16 protein-coding genes are annotated in these 18,366 nt (G+C 41.5%); 15 read left to right on the top strand and 1 reads right to left on the bottom strand.

From position 1 onward, the window contains the following. The first annotated feature begins 158 nt into the window (after positions 1 to 158). The 10 genes from hemE (at position 159) to HNR43_RS01650 (ending at position 13,066) form a co-directional block, all read left to right on the top strand. A complete protein-coding gene (gene hemE / locus HNR43_RS01695) occupies positions 159 to 1,208 on the top strand; it encodes a uroporphyrinogen decarboxylase (protein WP_183240643.1) in 1,050 nt (349 codons plus the stop codon). Positions 1,209 to 1,215: 7 nt separating this feature from the next. Further along, positions 1,216 to 2,163 carry a ferrochelatase gene (gene hemH, locus HNR43_RS01690; RefSeq protein ID WP_183240640.1) on the top strand — a complete coding sequence of 316 codons (948 nt, stop codon included), beginning with the start codon at positions 1,216 to 1,218 and terminating at the stop codon, positions 2,161 to 2,163. After that, entirely contained in the window at positions 2,160 to 3,578 is a 1,419-nt protein-coding gene (gene hemY, locus HNR43_RS01685) for a protoporphyrinogen oxidase (protein WP_183240638.1), read from the top strand. Before hemH ends, hemY begins: the two co-directional genes overlap by 4 nt. Positions 3,579 to 3,679: 101 nt before the next feature. After that, a complete protein-coding gene (locus HNR43_RS01680; protein WP_183240636.1) occupies positions 3,680 to 4,249 on the top strand; it encodes a TetR/AcrR family transcriptional regulator in 570 nt (189 codons plus the stop codon). Between the two features lie 74 nt (positions 4,250 to 4,323). Further along, positions 4,324 to 6,633, top strand: coding sequence for a YhgE/Pip domain-containing protein (locus HNR43_RS01675; RefSeq protein ID WP_183240634.1), 2,310 nt, complete (start codon positions 4,324 to 4,326; stop codon positions 6,631 to 6,633). A 135-nt stretch (positions 6,634 to 6,768) separates the two neighbouring features. Beyond that, on the top strand, positions 6,769 to 7,788 hold the full coding sequence (locus tag HNR43_RS01670) for a LacI family DNA-binding transcriptional regulator (protein ID WP_183240632.1): 1,020 nt from the start codon (positions 6,769 to 6,771) through the stop codon (positions 7,786 to 7,788). A gap of 38 nt (positions 7,789 to 7,826) precedes the next feature. Next, positions 7,827 to 9,134 carry an ABC transporter substrate-binding protein gene (locus HNR43_RS01665; RefSeq protein WP_183240629.1) on the top strand — a complete coding sequence of 436 codons (1,308 nt, stop codon included), beginning with the start codon at positions 7,827 to 7,829 and terminating at the stop codon, positions 9,132 to 9,134. Positions 9,135 to 9,203: 69 nt separating this feature from the next. Beyond that, complete coding sequence (locus HNR43_RS01660) at positions 9,204 to 10,499, top strand: ABC transporter permease subunit (RefSeq protein ID WP_183240627.1); 1,296 nt, start codon at positions 9,204 to 9,206, stop codon at positions 10,497 to 10,499. Between the two features lie 11 nt (positions 10,500 to 10,510). Continuing rightward, positions 10,511 to 11,338 carry a carbohydrate ABC transporter permease gene (locus tag HNR43_RS01655; RefSeq protein ID WP_055440457.1) on the top strand — a complete coding sequence of 276 codons (828 nt, stop codon included), beginning with the start codon at positions 10,511 to 10,513 and terminating at the stop codon, positions 11,336 to 11,338. Positions 11,339 to 11,356: 18 nt separating this feature from the next. Then, the gene (locus HNR43_RS01650) at positions 11,357 to 13,066 is read left to right on the top strand and encodes a glycoside hydrolase family 13 protein (RefSeq protein ID WP_183240624.1); all 1,710 of its coding nucleotides are present in this window, start codon (positions 11,357 to 11,359) and stop codon (positions 13,064 to 13,066) included. A 28-nt stretch (positions 13,067 to 13,094) separates the two neighbouring features. On the opposite strand, the gene yhfH is transcribed toward HNR43_RS01650, so the two are convergent. Further along, entirely contained in the window at positions 13,095 to 13,226 is a 132-nt protein-coding gene (gene yhfH / locus HNR43_RS01645; RefSeq protein WP_069201723.1) for a protein YhfH, read from the bottom strand. Positions 13,227 to 13,379: 153 nt separating this feature from the next. On the opposite strand from yhfH, the gene HNR43_RS01640 reads away from it, so the two are divergent. From HNR43_RS01640 to HNR43_RS01620, 5 genes are all read left to right on the top strand, one after another. Next, complete coding sequence (locus HNR43_RS01640) at positions 13,380 to 14,114, top strand: MBL fold metallo-hydrolase (RefSeq protein WP_183240622.1); 735 nt, start codon at positions 13,380 to 13,382, stop codon at positions 14,112 to 14,114. Positions 14,115 to 14,303: 189 nt separating this feature from the next. After that, positions 14,304 to 14,507 (top strand): hypothetical protein, encoded by a 204-nt coding sequence (locus HNR43_RS01635; RefSeq protein ID WP_183240620.1) that lies wholly within the window; start codon positions 14,304 to 14,306, stop codon positions 14,505 to 14,507. After that, positions 14,494 to 14,796 carry a DUF4212 domain-containing protein gene (locus HNR43_RS01630; RefSeq protein ID WP_183240617.1) on the top strand — a complete coding sequence of 101 codons (303 nt, stop codon included), beginning with the start codon at positions 14,494 to 14,496 and terminating at the stop codon, positions 14,794 to 14,796. The genes HNR43_RS01635 and HNR43_RS01630 overlap by 14 nt, the downstream gene beginning before the upstream one ends. Before the next feature lie 26 nt (positions 14,797 to 14,822). Next, positions 14,823 to 16,472: a sodium:solute symporter family protein gene (locus tag HNR43_RS01625; RefSeq protein WP_183240615.1), complete on the top strand. Its 1,650-nt coding sequence runs from the start codon at positions 14,823 to 14,825 to the stop codon at positions 16,470 to 16,472. A gap of 55 nt (positions 16,473 to 16,527) precedes the next feature. Further along, entirely contained in the window at positions 16,528 to 18,363 is a 1,836-nt protein-coding gene (locus tag HNR43_RS01620; RefSeq protein WP_183240613.1) for a DUF294 nucleotidyltransferase-like domain-containing protein, read from the top strand. The last annotated feature ends 3 nt before the right edge of the window (positions 18,364 to 18,366 follow it).

Genomic DNA, 18,366 nt, shown 5'->3' with positions numbered 1-18,366 from the left:
TACTCATATTTTACCACTTTCTTTTCTTCTTGGCGATTTCATGAACGTTGCGCATTATTACTACCCAGACGGTGAAAAAATCGGTATAGTTGTGTTAGTGGAAACAAATGAGCAATTTCGCTACACTTATAATAGAAGCGATTACATAACGAGAAAGGATGGACATGATGATTAAAAACGATACATTTTTACGTGCCTGTCGCGGAGAAGCAACGGAATACGTTCCAGTGTGGTATATGAGACAAGCAGGGCGTTCGCAGCCAGAATATCGCGCACTAAAAGAAAAATATTCGCTTTTTGAAATTACACACCAGCCGGAGTTATGCGCATATGTGACTCGTTTGCCTGTTGAACAATATAACGTCGATGCGGCCATTTTGTATAAAGACATTATGTCACCGCTTCCAGCAATCGGCGTCGATGTCGATATTAAAGCAGGCGTTGGACCAGTCATCGACAACCCGATTCGATCACTTGCGGATGTAGAACGTCTCGGTGAAATTGACCCAGAAAACGATGTGCCGTATGTGCTTGAAACGATTCGTCTATTGACGAAAGAGCAACTGACGGTTCCGCTCATTGGTTTTGCTGGTGCCCCGTTTACTTTAGCTAGTTATATGATTGAAGGTGGACCGTCGAAAAACTATAATAAAACGAAAGCATTTATGTATGCCGAGCCAAAAGCATGGTTTGCTCTTATGGATAAACTAGCGGATATGACGATTCTCTACGTGAAAGCGCAAATTCGCGCCGGTGCAAGCGCTATTCAAATTTTCGATTCATGGGTTGGGGCGGTGAACGTCGCAGATTATCGTCATTTTATTAAACCGACGATGGAGCGTATTTTTACAGCACTTCGCGACGAAAATGTTCCGCTTATTATGTTCGGCGTCGGAGCAAGCCATTTAGCGAAAGAATGGCACGACTTACCGCTTGACGTTGTCGGCTTAGATTGGCGCTTATCGATTCGTGAAGCGCGTGAGATGGGGCTGACCAAAGCGCTACAAGGCAATTTAGATCCAGCTGTATTGCTCGCCCCATGGGAAGTCATTGAAGAACGCGTTAAACAAATTTTAGATGAAGGCATGGCGCATGAAGATGGATACGTATTTAACCTAGGGCACGGCATTTTCCCACAAATCAAGCCGGAGACGTTAAAACGACTTACAGCATTTATTCACGATTATTCAGCAAAAAGAAAAGGATGAATAAACGATGTCAAAAAAAGTCATGGGATTGCTTGTTATGGCATATGGCACGCCATATAAAGAAGAAGATTTGGAGAGATATTACACACATATTCGACATGGTCGCAAACCGTCGGAAGAGATGCTAGCAGATCTTCGCGAACGCTATGAAGCAATTGGAGGCATTTCTCCGCTTGCAGCCATTACAAAACAACAGGCGGAAAAGCTTACCGAGCGACTGAATGAAGTGCAAGATGATATTGAATTTCGCATGTATTTAGGATTGAAGCATATTGAACCGTTCGTTGAAGATGCCGTTCGACAAATGTATGAAGACGGAATAGAGGAAGCGGTTTCGATCGTATTAGCCCCACATTTTTCGACATTTAGCGTCAAATCATACAACGGACGGGCAAAAGAAGAAGCGGTTCGTTTAGGTGGACCGACATTGACATGTGTGGAAAGTTGGTATACTGAACCGAAATTTATTCAATATTGGGCAGAGCGAGTAAAAGAAACGTATGCTTCGATGACTGAACGAGAACGGGAAAAAGCGATATTAATTGTGTCAGCCCACAGCTTGCCTGAAAAAATTATTGCGATGGGCGATCCGTATCCGAAACAGCTACAAGAAACAGCGGATTTGATTGCGAAAGAAGCAGGTGTTTCTGAGTATGTGATCGGATGGCAAAGTGCAGGAAATACCCCGGAACCTTGGTTAGGTCCTGATGTGCAAGATTTAACGCGGCAACTATACGAAGAAAAGGGTTATGAAGCTTTTGTCTATGTTCCAGCGGGCTTTGTCGCGGACCATTTAGAAGTGTTGTACGATAACGACATTGAATGTAAGCAAGTAACGGAAGAACTCGGTGTGAGTTATTATCGTCCGCCGATGCCAAATGCGCATCCGCATTTTATCGATGCCCTTGCGACCGTTGTGTTAAACCATTTACGTAAAGAAGGCGGATCATTATGAAAAAGAAAGTCGTCATTATTGGCGGTGGTATGACAGGATTGACGGCTGCTTACTATTTACAAAAAGAAGCACGCGAAAATAAGCTGCCAATTTCTTGTGAATTAATTGAGGCAAGCCATCGACTTGGTGGGAAAGTACAAACGGTTTATCGCGATGGGTTTGTTATTGAACGAGGACCAGATTCTTTTTTAGCACGAAAAATGAGCGCTTCACGTCTCATTCACGAAGTCGGACTTGAAAAAGAGCTCGTGCATAATACGGCAGGTCAATCGTACATTCTCGTCAATCGAACGCTACATCCAATTCCGGGTGGTGCGGTGATGGGCATTCCGACAAAAATCGCACCGTTTGTTATGACGCGTCTCTTTTCTCCATTTGGCAAACTACGCGCAGCAGCTGACTTTGTTTTGCCACCGTTAAAAGCGCAAGGAGACGTATCGCTCGGACAATTTTTCCGTCGTCGCCTTGGGAATGAAGTTGTTGATCGTCTCATTGAACCTTTATTATCAGGTATTTACGCAGGCGATATTGACCAGCTTAGCTTAATGGCGACGTTCCCTCAATATTTCCATTTAGAGCAAAAACACGGAAGTCTTGTGTTAGGAATGAAGCGGTCGATGCCGAAACAAAAAACGAAACAAAAAAGCGACAAAGGCATTTTTCAAACGTTAAAAACAGGGTTGTCGTCTCTCATTGATGCGATAGAGCAAAAGTTAGAAAAAGGAACGGTGCATAAAGGGGTACGTGTGGAGCGTATTGAAAAAGTCGGTGAGCGCTACGTTTTAACGTTAAGCAACGGGGAGAAAAAAGAGGCGGATAGCGTCATTATTGCTGTTCCGCATCAATCATTGACATCGCTTTTTCCAAATGAAACGATGTTTTCTTCTTTTGAAACGATGCCATCTACGTCTGTTGCAACGGTCGCATTAGCGTTTCCGAAAGAAGCGGTAGCGAAAGATATGAACGGGACAGGGTTTGTCGTTTCACGTGATAGCGATTATACGATTACCGCATGTACGTGGACGCATAAAAAGTGGCCACATACGACACCAGAAGGGTACGTTTTGTTGCGTTGTTACGTCGGTCGACCTGGTGATGAAGCGATTGTTGATCAAACAGACGATGATATTGTCCAAGTCGTGATGGACGATTTGAACAAAGTGATGCATATGACAATGAATCCGATGTTTTCGATCGTGACGCGCTGGAAACAATCGATGCCGCAATACACGGTCGGTCATCGTGAACGAATTGAGCGCGTGAAACAAGATATGCAACAACATCTTCCCGGTGTCTTTTTAGCTGGAAGTTCGTATGAAGGTCTTGGGCTTCCAGATTGTATTGATCAAGGAGAAGAAGCGGTAAAAAAAGTGTTACATTATTTAGCTTATACGAAAGAAAAGGTGTCATTATAATATAAGGCACCTTTTTTTCTTGCAAACATATGTCCATTATGATAAGATGTAAAACGAAATGACCAAAATGTTCATTTAGTCAAAACAAAGGATGAACGCCTATGTCAGAAAAAAGAAAACAAATTATTGAAGCAGCAACGAAGTCGTTTTCGCTTTTTGGTTATAAAGCGACGACGATGGATCAAGTGGCGAAAATGGCGAATGTCGGTAAAGGGACAATTTATACGTTTTTCAAAAGCAAAGAAGAACTGTTAGAAGAAATCGTTTCTTCGATGATTTCTGAAATTAAGCATGAGGCAGATGAGGCAATTGATCAGCACTTATCGTTTAAAGAAAATGTGCAACGTGCTTTGCAACGTATTTTCACGTTTCGCAAAGAACATGAATTGACGATCAAGCTATTACAAGAAGTGCGTGATATCGGCACGCCAGCTGTACGTGATGTGATGAAGCGACTCGATCGCGAAATGATCGCTTACGTTCGTGAAAAAATAGAGGAGGCAATGGCAAAAGGGGAAATTCGTTCGTGTGATCCCGAATTAACAGCGTTTTTAATGTTTAAAATGTATATTGCTTTAAACGTTGATTGGGAAAAAGAACATGAGCCATTGTCGCAACAAAAAATGGCCGAACTGTTTGATTTGTATTTATTAAAAGGATTATCTCAATGATGATCCTTCTCTTTTTTGTGTGAAGTGACTAAATGAACAAAATGGTCAATATTTTAAAAAAGGGGGTTGAGTATATGCATACATTCCGATTATTGATGCAAGAAATCAAAGCGGTCACGTCCAATCGGAAAGTGCTTATTCCGATTATCGCTGTGTTGTTTATTCCGCTTTTATATAGCGGCATGTTTTTATGGGCGTTTTGGGATCCGTACGATCATTTAGACGATTTGCCTGTCGCTGTTGTCAATCATGACAAAGGCGCGACGTTTGAAGGAAGAGAACTTCATATTGGCGACGATCTCGTTGACAAGTTAAAAGAAAAAAAACAGTTTGATTGGCATTTTGTAAGTCAACGTGAAGGGGAAAAAGGATTAAAAGAACAACGGTATTATATGCTTATTGAAATTCCAGAAGATTTTTCAAAAAACGCGACGACGTTACAAGACAATCATCCGAAAAAGCTTCAACTTATTTACAAGCCGAATGAAGGGTTTAACTTTTTATCTGCCCAAATCGGTGGAACAGCAGTTGAGAGAATTAAAACAGAGGTAGCGAAAACATTAACTGAAACGTATGCCGAAAACATGTTTGAGAGCGTAAAAACGTTGGCAGACGGATTAACAAAGGCGAGTGACGGAGCAAAACGATTGCATGACGGACTGATGGATGCAAAAGACGGAACGAATAAGCTATATAACGGAATGAAAAAAGCGCAAGATGGCTCCGATGAATTGTATCATCATTTAGCAACGCTTGCGGAAAAATCCATTACATTTACGAACGGCTTGCATCAGGCAGCTGACGGTTCAATGCAAGTTCAAAACGGTGTTCAAACGCTTCATGACGGGATGAAGCGCATGGTAGATGGGCAAGGACAATTGCTTGCGGGAGCACAGCAAGCAAAAGAGGGAACAGAAAAACTTGCTTTAGGTACAAATCGTGTGCTTGAGGGAATGAAAGCACTCGATGCTCGCATGCCACAGCTTTTACAAGGTTCACAACAATTAAGTGGCGGAGCAGAAAAACTAGCTACATCGCTTGCCGAGTGGCGACAAGGGGCGTCGCAAGTTCAAACAGGTGCAACACAAGTGACAGGTGGGTTAGAGCAGTTAGTTGCACAACTTAATGCACTTATTGCACAAACGTCAGATCCCGTGCAAAAAACGGTATACGAACAGTTAAAACAAAACGTTGAACGATTATCGCTTGGAAGCAAACAAGTAGAAACAGGTGTTGCGAAGTTAAATGACGGTGCTCAAGCGTTACAAGCAGGTGCGACGTCTTTAAGCGAAGGAGCAAAGCAGCTACATGAAGGGCATATGGCTCTCGATAGCGGCGTGAACGAACTGCTTGCTGGACAACAACAACTTGCCGATGGGGCAAATGCGTTAGTGAACGGACAAGAACAGCTTGTTTCGGGCATGAATACGTTACATGAAAAAATGCGAGAAGCGGAGCAAGGAACAGCGAAACTTGCAAATGGTGGTCAAACACTTGCTTCTGGTTTGCAAGCTCTTGCGAGTGGGGGCGACCAACTGCAAGATGGTGCGCATCGATTAGCGGATGGTGCACAACAATTAGCGAGCGGAATGAATGAACTAACGAATGGGACAGAAAAATTACAAGATGGAATGAATCAGCTTGCCGACGGCTCGGGAGAACTAGCAGATAAATTGAATGAAGGTGCCGAAAAAGCAAGCGACGTCAAAGCAAACGAAGACGTATATAACATGTTTGCTGAGCCGGTGAAAGTAAAAAATGAAAGAATCAACGAAGTACCAAACTACGGAACAGGATTTACACCATATTTCTTGTCGTTAGGATTGTTTGTTGGTGCGCTTTTACTTTCGATCGTCTTTCCACTCCGCGAACCAGCTGGGGTGCCACGTTCACCATTTCAATGGTTTTTTGCGAAATTTGGTGTACTCATTGGCGTAGGTGTGCTACAAGCGCTCCTTGCCGATAGCGTATTGCTTTTTGGTCTTGATTTACAAGTGAAAAGCGTCCCGTTATTCATTTTATTTAGTGTGCTGACAAGCATTGCCTTTTTATCAGTCATCCAATTTCTCGTTACGGTCTTTGGTGATCCGGGACGATTTATCGGGATCATTGTATTAATTTTACAATTAACAACAAGTGCCGGAACGTTCCCACTTGAATTGATTCCACGTGCGTTGCAACACTTTAACGCATGGCTTCCAATGACATATTCTGTTTTCGGATTAAAAGCGGTCATTTCAAGCGGTGATTTCTCATTTATGTGGGAAAACGTTGGAAAGTTGCTCATGTTTATCATTGTTATGATGGCGGGAACGATGACGTATTTTACGATCCAACATCGTCGCCAATTTACAACAATTGTGGAACAAGCTTCTGAAGCGTAATAGGCTTCAGGAGCTTTTTTTCTATGAAAAAATTTTTAAAAAATTAACTTGCATATACAAGGTAATAGAAGTATAATATGAATATGAAAACGATTTCATTCGTTTCTTTTCAATTGAAATAAGGGGGATGGGAGAATGGCGACAATTGAAGATGTCGCCAAGCTAACAGGGCTTTCACGGACGACGATTTCGCGCGTCATAAACAATCACCCGTACGTGTCAGAAGAGAAACGGAAGCTCGTGCTTGAAGCGATGGAAAAGTTAGGATATGTACCTAATTCATCGGCGAGAAGTTTGCGAAATCAAAAAACAAGTATTTTAGCGCTATTTATTCCGCGAATTACAAATCCATTTTTTAGTGAGCTTGTAGAAGCGACGGAAATAGCAGCAGCGGAACATGGCTATCAACTTATTATTTGTCAAACGCGCTATTCGCCGGAAAAAGAATTAAACTATATGAATTTATTAAAAACAAAACAAGTTGATGGCGTGATTTTAGCTTCCATTCAAAATGAATGGAAAAAGTTAAAACCTTTTTTACAATATGGGCCGATCGTCCTTTGTAATGAGTTTGACGATTGTGCAAACGTTCCAACCGTTCGGCTCGATCAAGTATATGGGGGATACATAGCAACGAAACATTTACTCGAGCAAGGCCATACGAAAATTGCCTATTGTTCTGGCGGCTATCGGAGCAATGTCGCACAATCGCGAGAAACCGGTTTTAAAAAGGCGCTAGCAGAATACAAACTGACATTCGATGAACGGTACGCGTTTCGCGATGCGTTTCACATCGCGGATGGGAAGCGCGTGTTTCATCAAATGATGGAGCTTTTCGAGAGACCGACTGCTGTATTTACCGGAAGCGATGAAGTGGCGGCTGGCATTATATCTGAAGCGTTAAGATGTGGCTATCGCATCCCAGAGGATTTAGCTGTAGTTGGCTTTGACAATCAAGCGATTACTGAGCTAACAAACCCAACGATTACAACTGTGCATCAGCCAGTCAAACAAATGGCACAAAAAGCGGTGGATATTATCGTAGAAAAAATTCAGACAAAAAAGTATGACGTACAAGAAATTTATGAATTTCCACTTCAGTTGATTGTTCGCGCGTCAACAATTGGTAACAAGCTTCATGGAAGTGAAGCTTGATATACATTCCATGTTATTCAATAAAGGGGGATTTTTTTATGAAGAAGGCAACGAAATTTTCTTCTGCATTGTTAGCGCTTACGCTCGGCTTGACAGCTTGTTCTGGCGGTCAAGACACGGACAAAAAAGAAACGACGGACAAAAAAGACGATGCAAAAAAATCTGAAGAAGTTGTAAAAATCGTTTATGCTCGTGGTAAAGACGCAACAAAAGCGACAGACGAAATCGTGAAAGCGTTTGAAGCAAAATATCCAAACATTGATGTCGAATTCCGTGAAATGCCTTCAGACACAGGGGCGCAACACGATGCATACGTGACAATGTTAAACGCAAAATCATCTGAAATTGATGTGATGGACTTAGACGTGATTTGGCCAGCAGAATTTGCGCAAGCTGGATATGTTCTTCCACTTGATCGTTTCATTGAAAAAGATGGCATTGATTTAAGTGCATACAACCAAGGTGCGCTTGCAGCTGGAAACTTCGACGGAAAACAGTGGGCGATGCCAAAATTTATTGACACAGGACTATTATTCTATCGTAAAGACATCGTGCCAGAAGATAAGGTGCCGAAAACATGGGATGAATTGTTAGCGGCAGCACGTGAGTTTAAAGGAAAAGGCGGCACACAATTCGGATACTTAATGCAAGCAAAACAATACGAAGGATTAGTATGTAATGCGATTGAATTTATTGCCGCATATGGTGGAAAAATCGTTGATGAAAACAACAACGTTGTCGTCAACAGCCCTGAAACAATTAAAGGATTAAAGAAAATGGTTGAAATTGCAACATCTGACGTTGTACCAAGCAACATTACGACATTTACAGAGCCAGAGTCTCATACAGCGTTTATTGAAGGACAATCACCATTTATTCGTAACTGGCCATATCAATACGCGTTAGCGAACGATCCAGAGCAATCAAAAATTGTTGATAAAGTAGGCGTTGCGCCACTACCTGCTGGTGATAAAGGTTCGGCAGCTGCGTTAGGTGGATGGATGACAGCGATTAACGCATATTCGAAAAATAAAGAGGCAGCTTGGGAATTTGTGAAGTTTATGACTGGTCCAGAAGGTCAAAAAATTTCTGCAATCTATGGTGGTTTAGCGCCAACGCTTCCAGCATTATTTAAAGATGAAGAAGTATTGAAGGCGAATCCATTCTTTGCAGAACAAGGTTTCGTTGATGGATTAAATGCAGCGGTACCACGTCCAGTTGTGCCAAACTATCCAGAAGTATCTGAAATTATTCAAATTAACGTATCCAAAGCCATTGCAGGACAAATTACAGTTGAAGAAGCAGTTGCCAACATGGAAAAAGAAATTAAAGCGGTCATGCAGTAGTTACACGTTAGCCTTCAGCCTCTTTTGAGTGCTGAAGGCTAAATCCTTTGCATAAAGGGGGAACAACGAGTGAAAAACGAAAAAAAATCGGAGCGCCGTTTAGCCTATATTCTTGTTGCTCCGTCGCTCTTGCTCATTTTAGCTGTCGCCATTTGGCCGGTTATTCAGTCATTTTATTTTAGTTTATTTGACTATCGTCTCAACAACCCAGCAAAGTCTTCTCTCCATCTTGATTACAGTTTAAACTTAGAACGATATTTAGAAAGCTATCCGTTTTTAATGAACGCATTAAAGCAAGAAGTAGCTCAAGCAACAGGTGAGGAAAAAGAGCAGCTCGCGTCATTACAAGAGCGACTACAGCAGGTAGATGAGGAAATTCGCGCCGATGAAGAAGTCGCGAAACGATATAAACAAGTAGACGAAATTTTAAACAATTTCGAAGTGCCGAGTGAAGAAATAAAAATTGTTTCAATTGATGAACAGGCGGCACAAGATTTAACGAAGACGATGCAAGATGCTAAACAAACGTTAAAAACGTTAAATGAAAACGGACAATTGAAGCAAGGTGATAAATTAACAGGGCTTGCGAACGGATTGAGCGGAGCAATCATTGAACCGAACTTTGTTGGGCTTGCACATTATAAAAACTACTTTACCGATGCTCGTTTATGGAAAGCACTTTGGAATACGACGGTGTTTACAGTCATTTCGGTATCGATTGAATTAGTGCTTGGCTTAGCGATTGCCTTATTGATTAATAAAGCATTTTTTGGCCGAGGACTTGTACGGGCAACCATTTTGATTCCATGGGCGATTCCGACAGCAGTATCTGCATTAATGTGGAAGTTTTTATATGACGGACAAAATGGCATTGTCGCAAAATATTTTGCGGACATTGGCATCATCAATAATATGAGTGAGCTACTAACGACAGGTGTAGGAGCGATGTTTGCCGTTATTTTCTCAGACGTATGGAAAACAACTCCGTACATGGCGTTATTGTTACTTGCGGGATTGCAAACGATCCCAAGCTCACTATATGAAGCGGCATCGATTGACGGTGCAACAAAGTGGCAGCAGTTTGTCAAAATTACGTTACCACTTTTAAAATCAAGCATTCTCGTTGCGCTCTTGTTCCGTACGCTTGATGCGTTTCGTGTATTTGACTTAATTTTCGTTTTAACAGGCGGCGGACCAGCGAACTCGACAGAAACGATCTCGATTTTAGCGTATAAAGTCATGTTCTCGCAAACAAACTTCGGTGGCGGTTCAGCGTTAGCGGTGATCGTCTTTATTTGCGTAGCGATCATTTCGACAATTTACATTAAGTTTTTAGGTGCTGACCTCATTTCTGACCGAAAATAGGAGGTGCAACGATGCAAAAGAAAGCCGGTCCATTGTTTTATGTGTTTTTATTTGTTTTTGTTTTTTTAGTCATGTTTCCATTTTTATGGATTTTATTGAGCTCGATTAAGCCGTTAAGTGAATTGTTTGGTGAGGAAGCGTTTAACTGGTTCACGAGCCATCCGACGTTAAAAAGTTACGTTTCCGTTTTTGTCAATTATCCGTTTTTAAAATATTTATGGAACAGTACAGTCATCGCAACAATTACAACGGTATATACCGTATTTGTAGCAGCGTTTGCAGCATATGCGATTGCCCGTTTAGATTTTAAAGGAAAGTCAGTTATTCTCGGCATTGTGTTATCGGTATCGATGTTTCCACAAATCGCAACAATTTCACCAATTTATATGTTTGTGAAAAAGTTTGGATTAACAAATAGTTATTTAGGATTAATTATTCCGTACACGACGTTTGCATTGCCGCTTTCCATTTGGCTATTAGTAACGTTTTTCCGGAAAATTCCGTTTGATTTAGAAGAAGCGGCAAAAATGGACGGGGCAACACCGCTTCAAACGTATTTTAAAGTCATTTTGCCATTAGCCGTACCGGGTATTTTTACGACATCCATTCTTGTTTTTATTGCAGCATGGAACGAATTTTTATTCGCTTTAACCATTAATACAGCGGAAAATTATAAAACGGTGCCAGTTGGTATTGCGATGTTCCAAGGACAATATACGATTCCATGGGGGGAGATTTCAGCTGCGACCGTTATCGTCACCATCCCGCTCGTCATTATGGTATTATTATTCCAACGTCGCATTGTGTCTGGTTTAACGTCTGGTTCAGTGAAAGAATAGCGGAGAGGGGAAAAGAAAATGGAATCGATTCCAAAAACGAAACAATGGTGGAAAGAAGCGGTTGTATATCAAATTTATCCGCGCAGTTTTAAAGATTCGAACGGGGATGGGATTGGCGATTTAAGAGGTATTATCGAAAAATTAGATTATTTACAAGAACTTGGCGTTGATGTCGTTTGGTTATCGCCTGTATATAAGTCACCAAACGACGATAACGGTTATGACATTAGTGACTATCAAGACATTATGGACGAATTTGGGACGCTCGCTGACTGGGACGAACTTCTTCACCAAATGCACGCACGCGGCATGAAGTTAGTGATGGATTTAGTCGTCAATCATACGTCTGATGAACATCATTGGTTTATCGAATCGCGCAAGTCAAAAGATAATCCGTACCGCGACTATTACATTTGGCGTCCAGGAAAAGACGGAAAAGAGCCAAACAACTGGCAATCGTTTTTCAGCGGTTCAGCATGGCAGTACGACGAAGCGACTGGAGAATATTATTTACATTTATTTTCGAAAAAACAACCAGATTTAAACTGGGAAAATGAAAAGGTCCGCGAAGAAATTTTTAACATGATGACATGGTGGTTAGACCGTGGCATTGATGGATTTCGCATGGACGTGATTAATTTATTGTCGAAAGTGGAAGGATTGCCAGATGCTCCGGTGACAAATCTTGACGACCGTTATCAATGGGGTGGGCAATATTTTGTCAACGGACCAAAATTAATGGACTATTTGCGTGAAATGAAAGAAAAAGTATTAAGCAAATATGACATTATGACGGTCGGAGAAACACCGATGGTCACGACAGACGATGCGATTCGGTTTACGAACGAGCAAGACGGCGTCATGAACATGTTGTTTCAATTCGAGCATATGGATGTTGATACAAAGCCAGGTAGCTCGCTTGGAAAATGGGACATCCAGCCGTGGAAGTTGACCGATTTGAAAAAAATTATGAGCAAATGGCAAGTCGAGTTGCATGGAAAAGGGTGGAACTCGCTTTATTTAGAAAATCACGATCAACCACGGTCTGTTTCCCGTTTTGGTGACGACAAAATGTATCGTGTGGAAAGCGCAAAAATGTTAGCCACATGGCTACATATGATGCAAGGAACGCCATACATTTATCAAGGTCAAGAAATCGGCATGACGAACGTTGCCTTTCCATCGATTGAATATTATCGCGATGTCGAAACGATTAATTTATGGAACGATGTTGTAGTAAACAAAGGATATGACCCAGATAAAATATTAAAAGCGATTCATTATCGCGGTCGCGACAATGCACGTACGCCGATGCAATGGGATGCGACAAAACATGCAGGATTTACAACAGGCACCCCATGGATCGACGTCAATCCAAATTACTGCGACATTAACGTCGAGCAAGCGATGAAAGATGAAAACTCGGTGTTCCATTATTATAAAAAGCTCATTCGCCTTCGAAAAGAGCATCCGATTATTGTGTACGGTTCATACGAGTTACTGCTTGAAGATGATGAACAAATTTATGCATATGTGCGCAAGTTCAACGATGAACAGTTGCTTGTCATCACAAACTTTAGTAGCGAGCAACCGACATTTATATTGCCAGCACACATCACGTTTACGGAAAAACAATTGCTCATTAGCAACTATGCGGTCGATGAAAATGAATCGATTGACACGATCGTGCTCAAGCCGTACGAAGCGCGCGTATATAAGTTAAAGTAAAAAGCAGCCTGCACGGCTGCTTTTTACTTTAACAAGTGACGTTTAAACATTGAACACAAATGTTTCCGTAGCATTCATGTTGTTCTTCCATTTCTTTTCCACATTCACAACATGTTTTTGGTGGTAACTTTTTATAAAATTCAGACATTTTTTCTAACATTATTCCCCATCCCCTTCGTTTTTGTTAACTTTATTGTATTATAACAGATTATCCTTTGTCAATAGTTGTTTTATAACATTTACATATGTGAAATTCGTTCAGAAATTTGGTATTGTGTAGTTGTACACATTTTTGTGAGGAAGGTGAATACATATGAAAGTGACAGTGATCGGCTATTGGGGAGCATTTCCGAAAAAAAATGAAGCGACGTCATGTTATTTATTTGAACACGATGGGTTTCGCTTGTTGGTCGACTGCGGAAGCGGAGCGTTAGCCCAGCTCCAAAACGTCATTGATATTGAACAAATTGATGCGGTCATCGTATCGCATTACCATCACGATCACGTGGCAGACATTGGTCCGCTTCAATATGCGCGGCTGATTAAGAAAAATTTAGGTATAGATTTGCCGGAACTTTCTATTTACGGCCATTCGCTCGATCGCGATGGATTCGCACGCCTTGCGCATAAAGGAGTAACAAAAGCGGTGGCATATGATCCGAATGAGACGATTCACATCGGTCCATTTACGATTTCGTTTATGCAAACGGAACATCCGGCGATTTGTTATGCGATGCGCATAGAAGCAGGAGGAAAAACAGTTGTGTATACAGCCGATTCAAGCTATTTACCGCAGTTTGTTTCTTTTGCGAAACAGGCGCATTTGCTCATTTGTGAATGCAATTTTTACGCAGGACAAAACGCCAAACAAGCAGGTCATATGACGAGCGAAGAAGCGGCAACAATTGCTCGTGATGCTGGCGTTGAAACGTTGTTACTGACGCACTTGCCTCATTTCGGAAACATCGAACAGCTTGTCAGCGAAGCGAAAAGAGTTTTCCACGGCGATGTGCAATTAGCAAAAACAAGATGGACATGGGAAGGGTAGCGAATCGCTGCCCTTTTGTTATAATACAGAATAAAATTTTTGAAAATTTTTTGAACAGGTGCTTGACGATAGATTGAAAAGTAGAGATAATATGGTTGTGTTAGAATTTTCTTAAAATTTAGTAACACGTGTTAGGAGGTGGGTGTTAAAAGAAAATGATAACGCTTACAAGTTGAAGGGGGTATTTGTTTGATTGCGTTTTACCTCATCTTAGGGATTACAATCGTGAGCTTGTACGTTGCTTTTCGTAAGCAAAAACCTTTCTTTTTACTCATTCCATTCTTGTCAGTCTTCGCTTACTTTTTGTTTGAAGTCATAACGTTCCCAGCACCATTTTTAGAAACGGTCAAATTTATTTTTAACTTGGGGGTGTGTTTGTTTGAAACAAATTGATAAAAAAGTAGCTGATTCATACTTCCGTGAACGTGTGCGGTTGATTGCTATTTTCTTGATTATTTGGTTTATTGTTTCATTTGGTGTTGTCATGTTCGCGGAGTCGTTTAAAAACATGACATTTAACGGTTTTCCGTTTCATTATTTTATGGGGGCACAAGGTGCAGTAGTCACGTTCATTGTTTTGTTGTTTATTAACGCAAAAGTGAGCGACAGCATTGATAAAAAATACGGTATCAGCGAAGAGAAAAACGAACAATTAAGCGCTGGAAAAGCGCTTGATCATTAAGAGAACAAAGGGGAAGGGGGAGCATCATGGATACACAATTTCTCGTGTCTTTATCCATTATTATTGCGTCATTTGCATTATATATTGGGATTGCAATTTACAATAAGGCGAAAGAAACGTCTGATTTCTATGTCGCAGGTCGAGGTATTTCTCCGTTTTCAAATGGAATGGCGATCGCAGCGGATTGGATGAGCGCAGCGTCATTTATCGGTATGGCCGGTACGATTATGTTGTTAGGATACGACGGTCTTGCATACATTATGGGGTGGACAGGTGGATACTTATTGTTGACATTTTTACTTGCTCCACAACTACGGAAGTACGGGCGTTACACAGTACCAGAGTTTATTGGCGACCGTTTTGAAAGCCATTCTGCTCGCATGATTGCTGCTCTTTGTACAATTATTATTTCATTTGTTTATTCGATCGGTCAGCTTTCTGGTTCAGGCGTTGTTATCGGGCGTTTGCTTGAAGTGGATGCAAAAGTCGGCACGATGATCGGAGTTGTGTTAATTGCGTTTTATGCTGCGTTTGGTGGCATGAAAGGAATCACATGGACGCAAGTCGCGCAGTACATCATCTTAATTATCGCTTACTTAATTCCGGTCGTTTTCATGTCGCTTCAATTGACTGGAAATCCTATTCCGTGGCTTTCTTACGGGAAAATTGTTGGTGAGTTTCAACAACTTGATCAACAGTTAGGGATTTCACAATACACCGATCCGTTTTTGAAAGGTAGTAAATGGCAGTTTCTTGCACTTATGTTTACATTAATGGCTGGTACAGCTGGTCTTCCGCACGTCATCGTTCGTTTTTATACCGTATCAACGATGAAAGCGGCACGTTGGTCAGGTGCATGGGCGCTTTTATTTATCGGTTTACTTTATTTATCAGCACCTGCGTATGCTGCGTTTTCACGCTTTATTTTAATTAAAAATGTTGTCGGTCAAAAAATTAGCGAATTGCCAGCTTGGACAGAAAAATGGATTAACACAGGAAAATTGCAAATTGCGGATGCAAATAGTGACGGTATTTTACAATGGCAAGAAATGGTCATTAGCAATGATATCGTCGTTATGGCGACTCCAGAAATCGCAAATCTTGGTGTATTCGTCATCGGTTTAGTGGCAGCCGGTGCGATGGCAGCAGCGTTATCGACGGCAGGTGGCTTAATGATTGCTATTTCGTCATCGTTTGCTCATGATATTTACTATCGTATTTTACGTCCAAATGCATCAGAGCAAAACCGTTTGCTCGTTGCGCGCATTTCAATCGTTGCTGCGACGGTGTTAGCTGGTTTAGTAGCATTAAACCCACCGGGCGTCATTACACAAATTGTTGCATGGGCGTTTGCCATCGCAGCAAGTACATTTTTCCCAGCACTTGTACTTGGCGTATGGTGGAAGCGTTCAAATGCAGCTGGAGCGATTGCGGGCATGCTTGTTGGACTTGTCGTCTCGCTAGGCTACATTTTAGCGGCGAAGTATGGTGGGTTCTCCGTTGCAGGGATTGTTGACACAGGAGCAGGCATATTCGGTGCTGTTGCTGCGATGTTGGCGAATGTCGTTGTTTCATTAATGACAAAAGAGCCTTCACAATCTGTACAAGAAGAAGTATATGACCTTCGTTATCCAGAGCAAATGACATATAAAGACGGTCAAGTGTGGATGAGATAATACGTTCGGCATCTGTGTGATACAGATGCCGTTTTTATAAGGGAGGGGATATAGAGTGCATCCATTATTTAGTGGTTTATCACAAAAAGAAATTGAACGACTCATCGTTCAATGTGAACGAAAAACGTTTGAAAAAGACGATACGATTTTAGGAAAAAACGAGAAACGTAAAGGGCTTGTGTTGTTGCTTGATGGGGTGGCGGAAGTGTACGTCGAGCACGAAGGGTATGATGAAGTGCTTGAAGTTGTACAAAAAGGGGGGCTGATCGGTTTTTCAAGTTTAGCCGATTTTTTAGGTGTGTCAAAAGGAGAAGGAAAAGAAGAACTTGTCGCGGTGAGGGCAGCGGAACGATGTGAAGTGTTAGTCATTCCTTTTTCTGTTTTATCGCGGCTATGGGACGATCCGAATGTGCATGACTATTTGCTTGCACAAGCATGCGTTCGTTTAAAAGATGTGTATGTGTCGCTTGCAGAACAAATTAAGCAAGCACGTAAATTTGGGGACTCTACATCGTTTGTTGTTCCTGTGCAAGATTTAATGATTCGCGAAGTTGTGACCCTTCCGCCAAGCGCAACTGTACAAGAAGCAGCAAAAAAAATGGCGGCCACTCATATTAGTTCGATCGTCGTGACAGATGAACAAAAGTTGTGTGGGATTTTAACGGAAACGGATCTTGTCGAGCGTGTGCTAGGGCAATCACTTCCGTATGATACAGTGATTGAACGAGTCATGACGAAAGACGTCGCAACCATTTCACGATTTGCGTATTATTACGATGCGCTTGCGATGATGATTGAGCGTGGAGTAAAACATTTACCTGTTGTAGATGGCAAAAAAGTACAAGGAATTGTTACGTTTTCCGATTTAATGCGGAAGAAAAATGCAAGTATGATGCGTACGATTCAACAAATTGATCATGCAGATGATCAAACGTTACCAAAGATGAAAACAGCAATTTATGAGTTGTTGGCGACGATGTTGCGCGATCAAGTACCGATTGCCCAATGTTTAAATATGATTACGAAACTATACGATCGGCTCGTCCTACGTTGCATGGCGTTAGCGCTAAACGAAGTGGGAAATCCTCCGTGTCGTTTCGCCTTTTACCAAATGGGATCAAGTGGACGGAGAGAGCAGTTTTTACTTACCGATCAAGACCATTTTCTTGTGTATGAAAGCGATGAGCATGTTTCGTATTTTGCGAAACTTGGTGAGGTGATCGTTCATTTTATGGAGAGAGCGGGATATGAGCGATGCAAAGGGAAAATGATGGCGAGTGAAGAAGCGTGGCGCGGTTCGCTAGAGACGTGGAGAGACCGATTGCGTGAATGGATGGTTCACGCGACAAACGACAATTTGTTGTTAGCACAAAACTTTTTTTCATATCGATTTGTATATGGGGACATCGATTTGCACCGTACGTTTGAACAACAAATTCGCGAGCAGTTAAACCGTGCAAAAATTTTCTTTTTTCGTCTTGTTGAGATGGAAAGACAAAATGAAATTCCAACGCTTGATCGCCCGATTCGCTCGATTTTTGGACTTGAACGGAAAACGATTGATATGAAAAAAGAAGTGCTATTTCCTTACCACCATAGCGTGCAAATTTTAGGGCTCATTCATGGGATTGTATCTGGTACACCATTTGAACGGATCGAAAAGCTAAAAGAGAAGCAAGTGTTATCGCCATCGTTTGCGAAAGATGTGCAAAAAGCGGCGGAAAACGTGTTATCTATTTACATTCGCCACAAATGGAATCATTATAAAGCGAATAAACAATCATCGTCTGTCTTATCGTTTACAACGATGACAACGCGTGAAAAAGATGAACTGATTTTAAGTTTAAAAACGTTAAAGCAACTACAGGCACAATTATTTTCTCATTTTTGAGGG

Origin of the sequence: Anoxybacillus mongoliensis (assembly GCF_014201515.1) — a bacterium.
Classification (GTDB): Bacteria; Bacillota; Bacilli; order Bacillales; family Anoxybacillaceae; genus Anoxybacillus; species Anoxybacillus mongoliensis.
The sequence above is the reverse complement of the archived record's forward strand: the minus strand, read 5'-3'. Positions and strand labels throughout refer to the sequence as shown.

Coding starts and splice junctions, on each gene's coding strand:
- hemE (WP_183240643.1), top strand. CDS start 159: ATGGACATGATGATTAAAAACGATACATTTTTACGTGCCTGTCGCGGA.
- hemH (WP_183240640.1), top strand. CDS start 1,216: ATGTCAAAAAAAGTCATGGGATTGCTTGTTATGGCATATGGCACGCCA.
- hemY (WP_183240638.1), top strand. CDS start 2,160: ATGAAAAAGAAAGTCGTCATTATTGGCGGTGGTATGACAGGATTGACG.
- HNR43_RS01680 (WP_183240636.1), top strand. CDS start 3,680: ATGTCAGAAAAAAGAAAACAAATTATTGAAGCAGCAACGAAGTCGTTT.
- HNR43_RS01675 (WP_183240634.1), top strand. CDS start 4,324: ATGCATACATTCCGATTATTGATGCAAGAAATCAAAGCGGTCACGTCC.
- HNR43_RS01670 (WP_183240632.1), top strand. CDS start 6,769: ATGGCGACAATTGAAGATGTCGCCAAGCTAACAGGGCTTTCACGGACG.
- HNR43_RS01665 (WP_183240629.1), top strand. CDS start 7,827: ATGAAGAAGGCAACGAAATTTTCTTCTGCATTGTTAGCGCTTACGCTC.
- HNR43_RS01655 (WP_055440457.1), top strand. CDS start 10,511: ATGCAAAAGAAAGCCGGTCCATTGTTTTATGTGTTTTTATTTGTTTTT.
- HNR43_RS01650 (WP_183240624.1), top strand. CDS start 11,357: ATGGAATCGATTCCAAAAACGAAACAATGGTGGAAAGAAGCGGTTGTA.
- yhfH (WP_069201723.1), bottom strand. CDS start 13,226: ATGTTAGAAAAAATGTCTGAATTTTATAAAAAGTTACCACCAAAAACA.
- HNR43_RS01640 (WP_183240622.1), top strand. CDS start 13,380: ATGAAAGTGACAGTGATCGGCTATTGGGGAGCATTTCCGAAAAAAAAT.
- HNR43_RS01625 (WP_183240615.1), top strand. CDS start 14,823: ATGGATACACAATTTCTCGTGTCTTTATCCATTATTATTGCGTCATTT.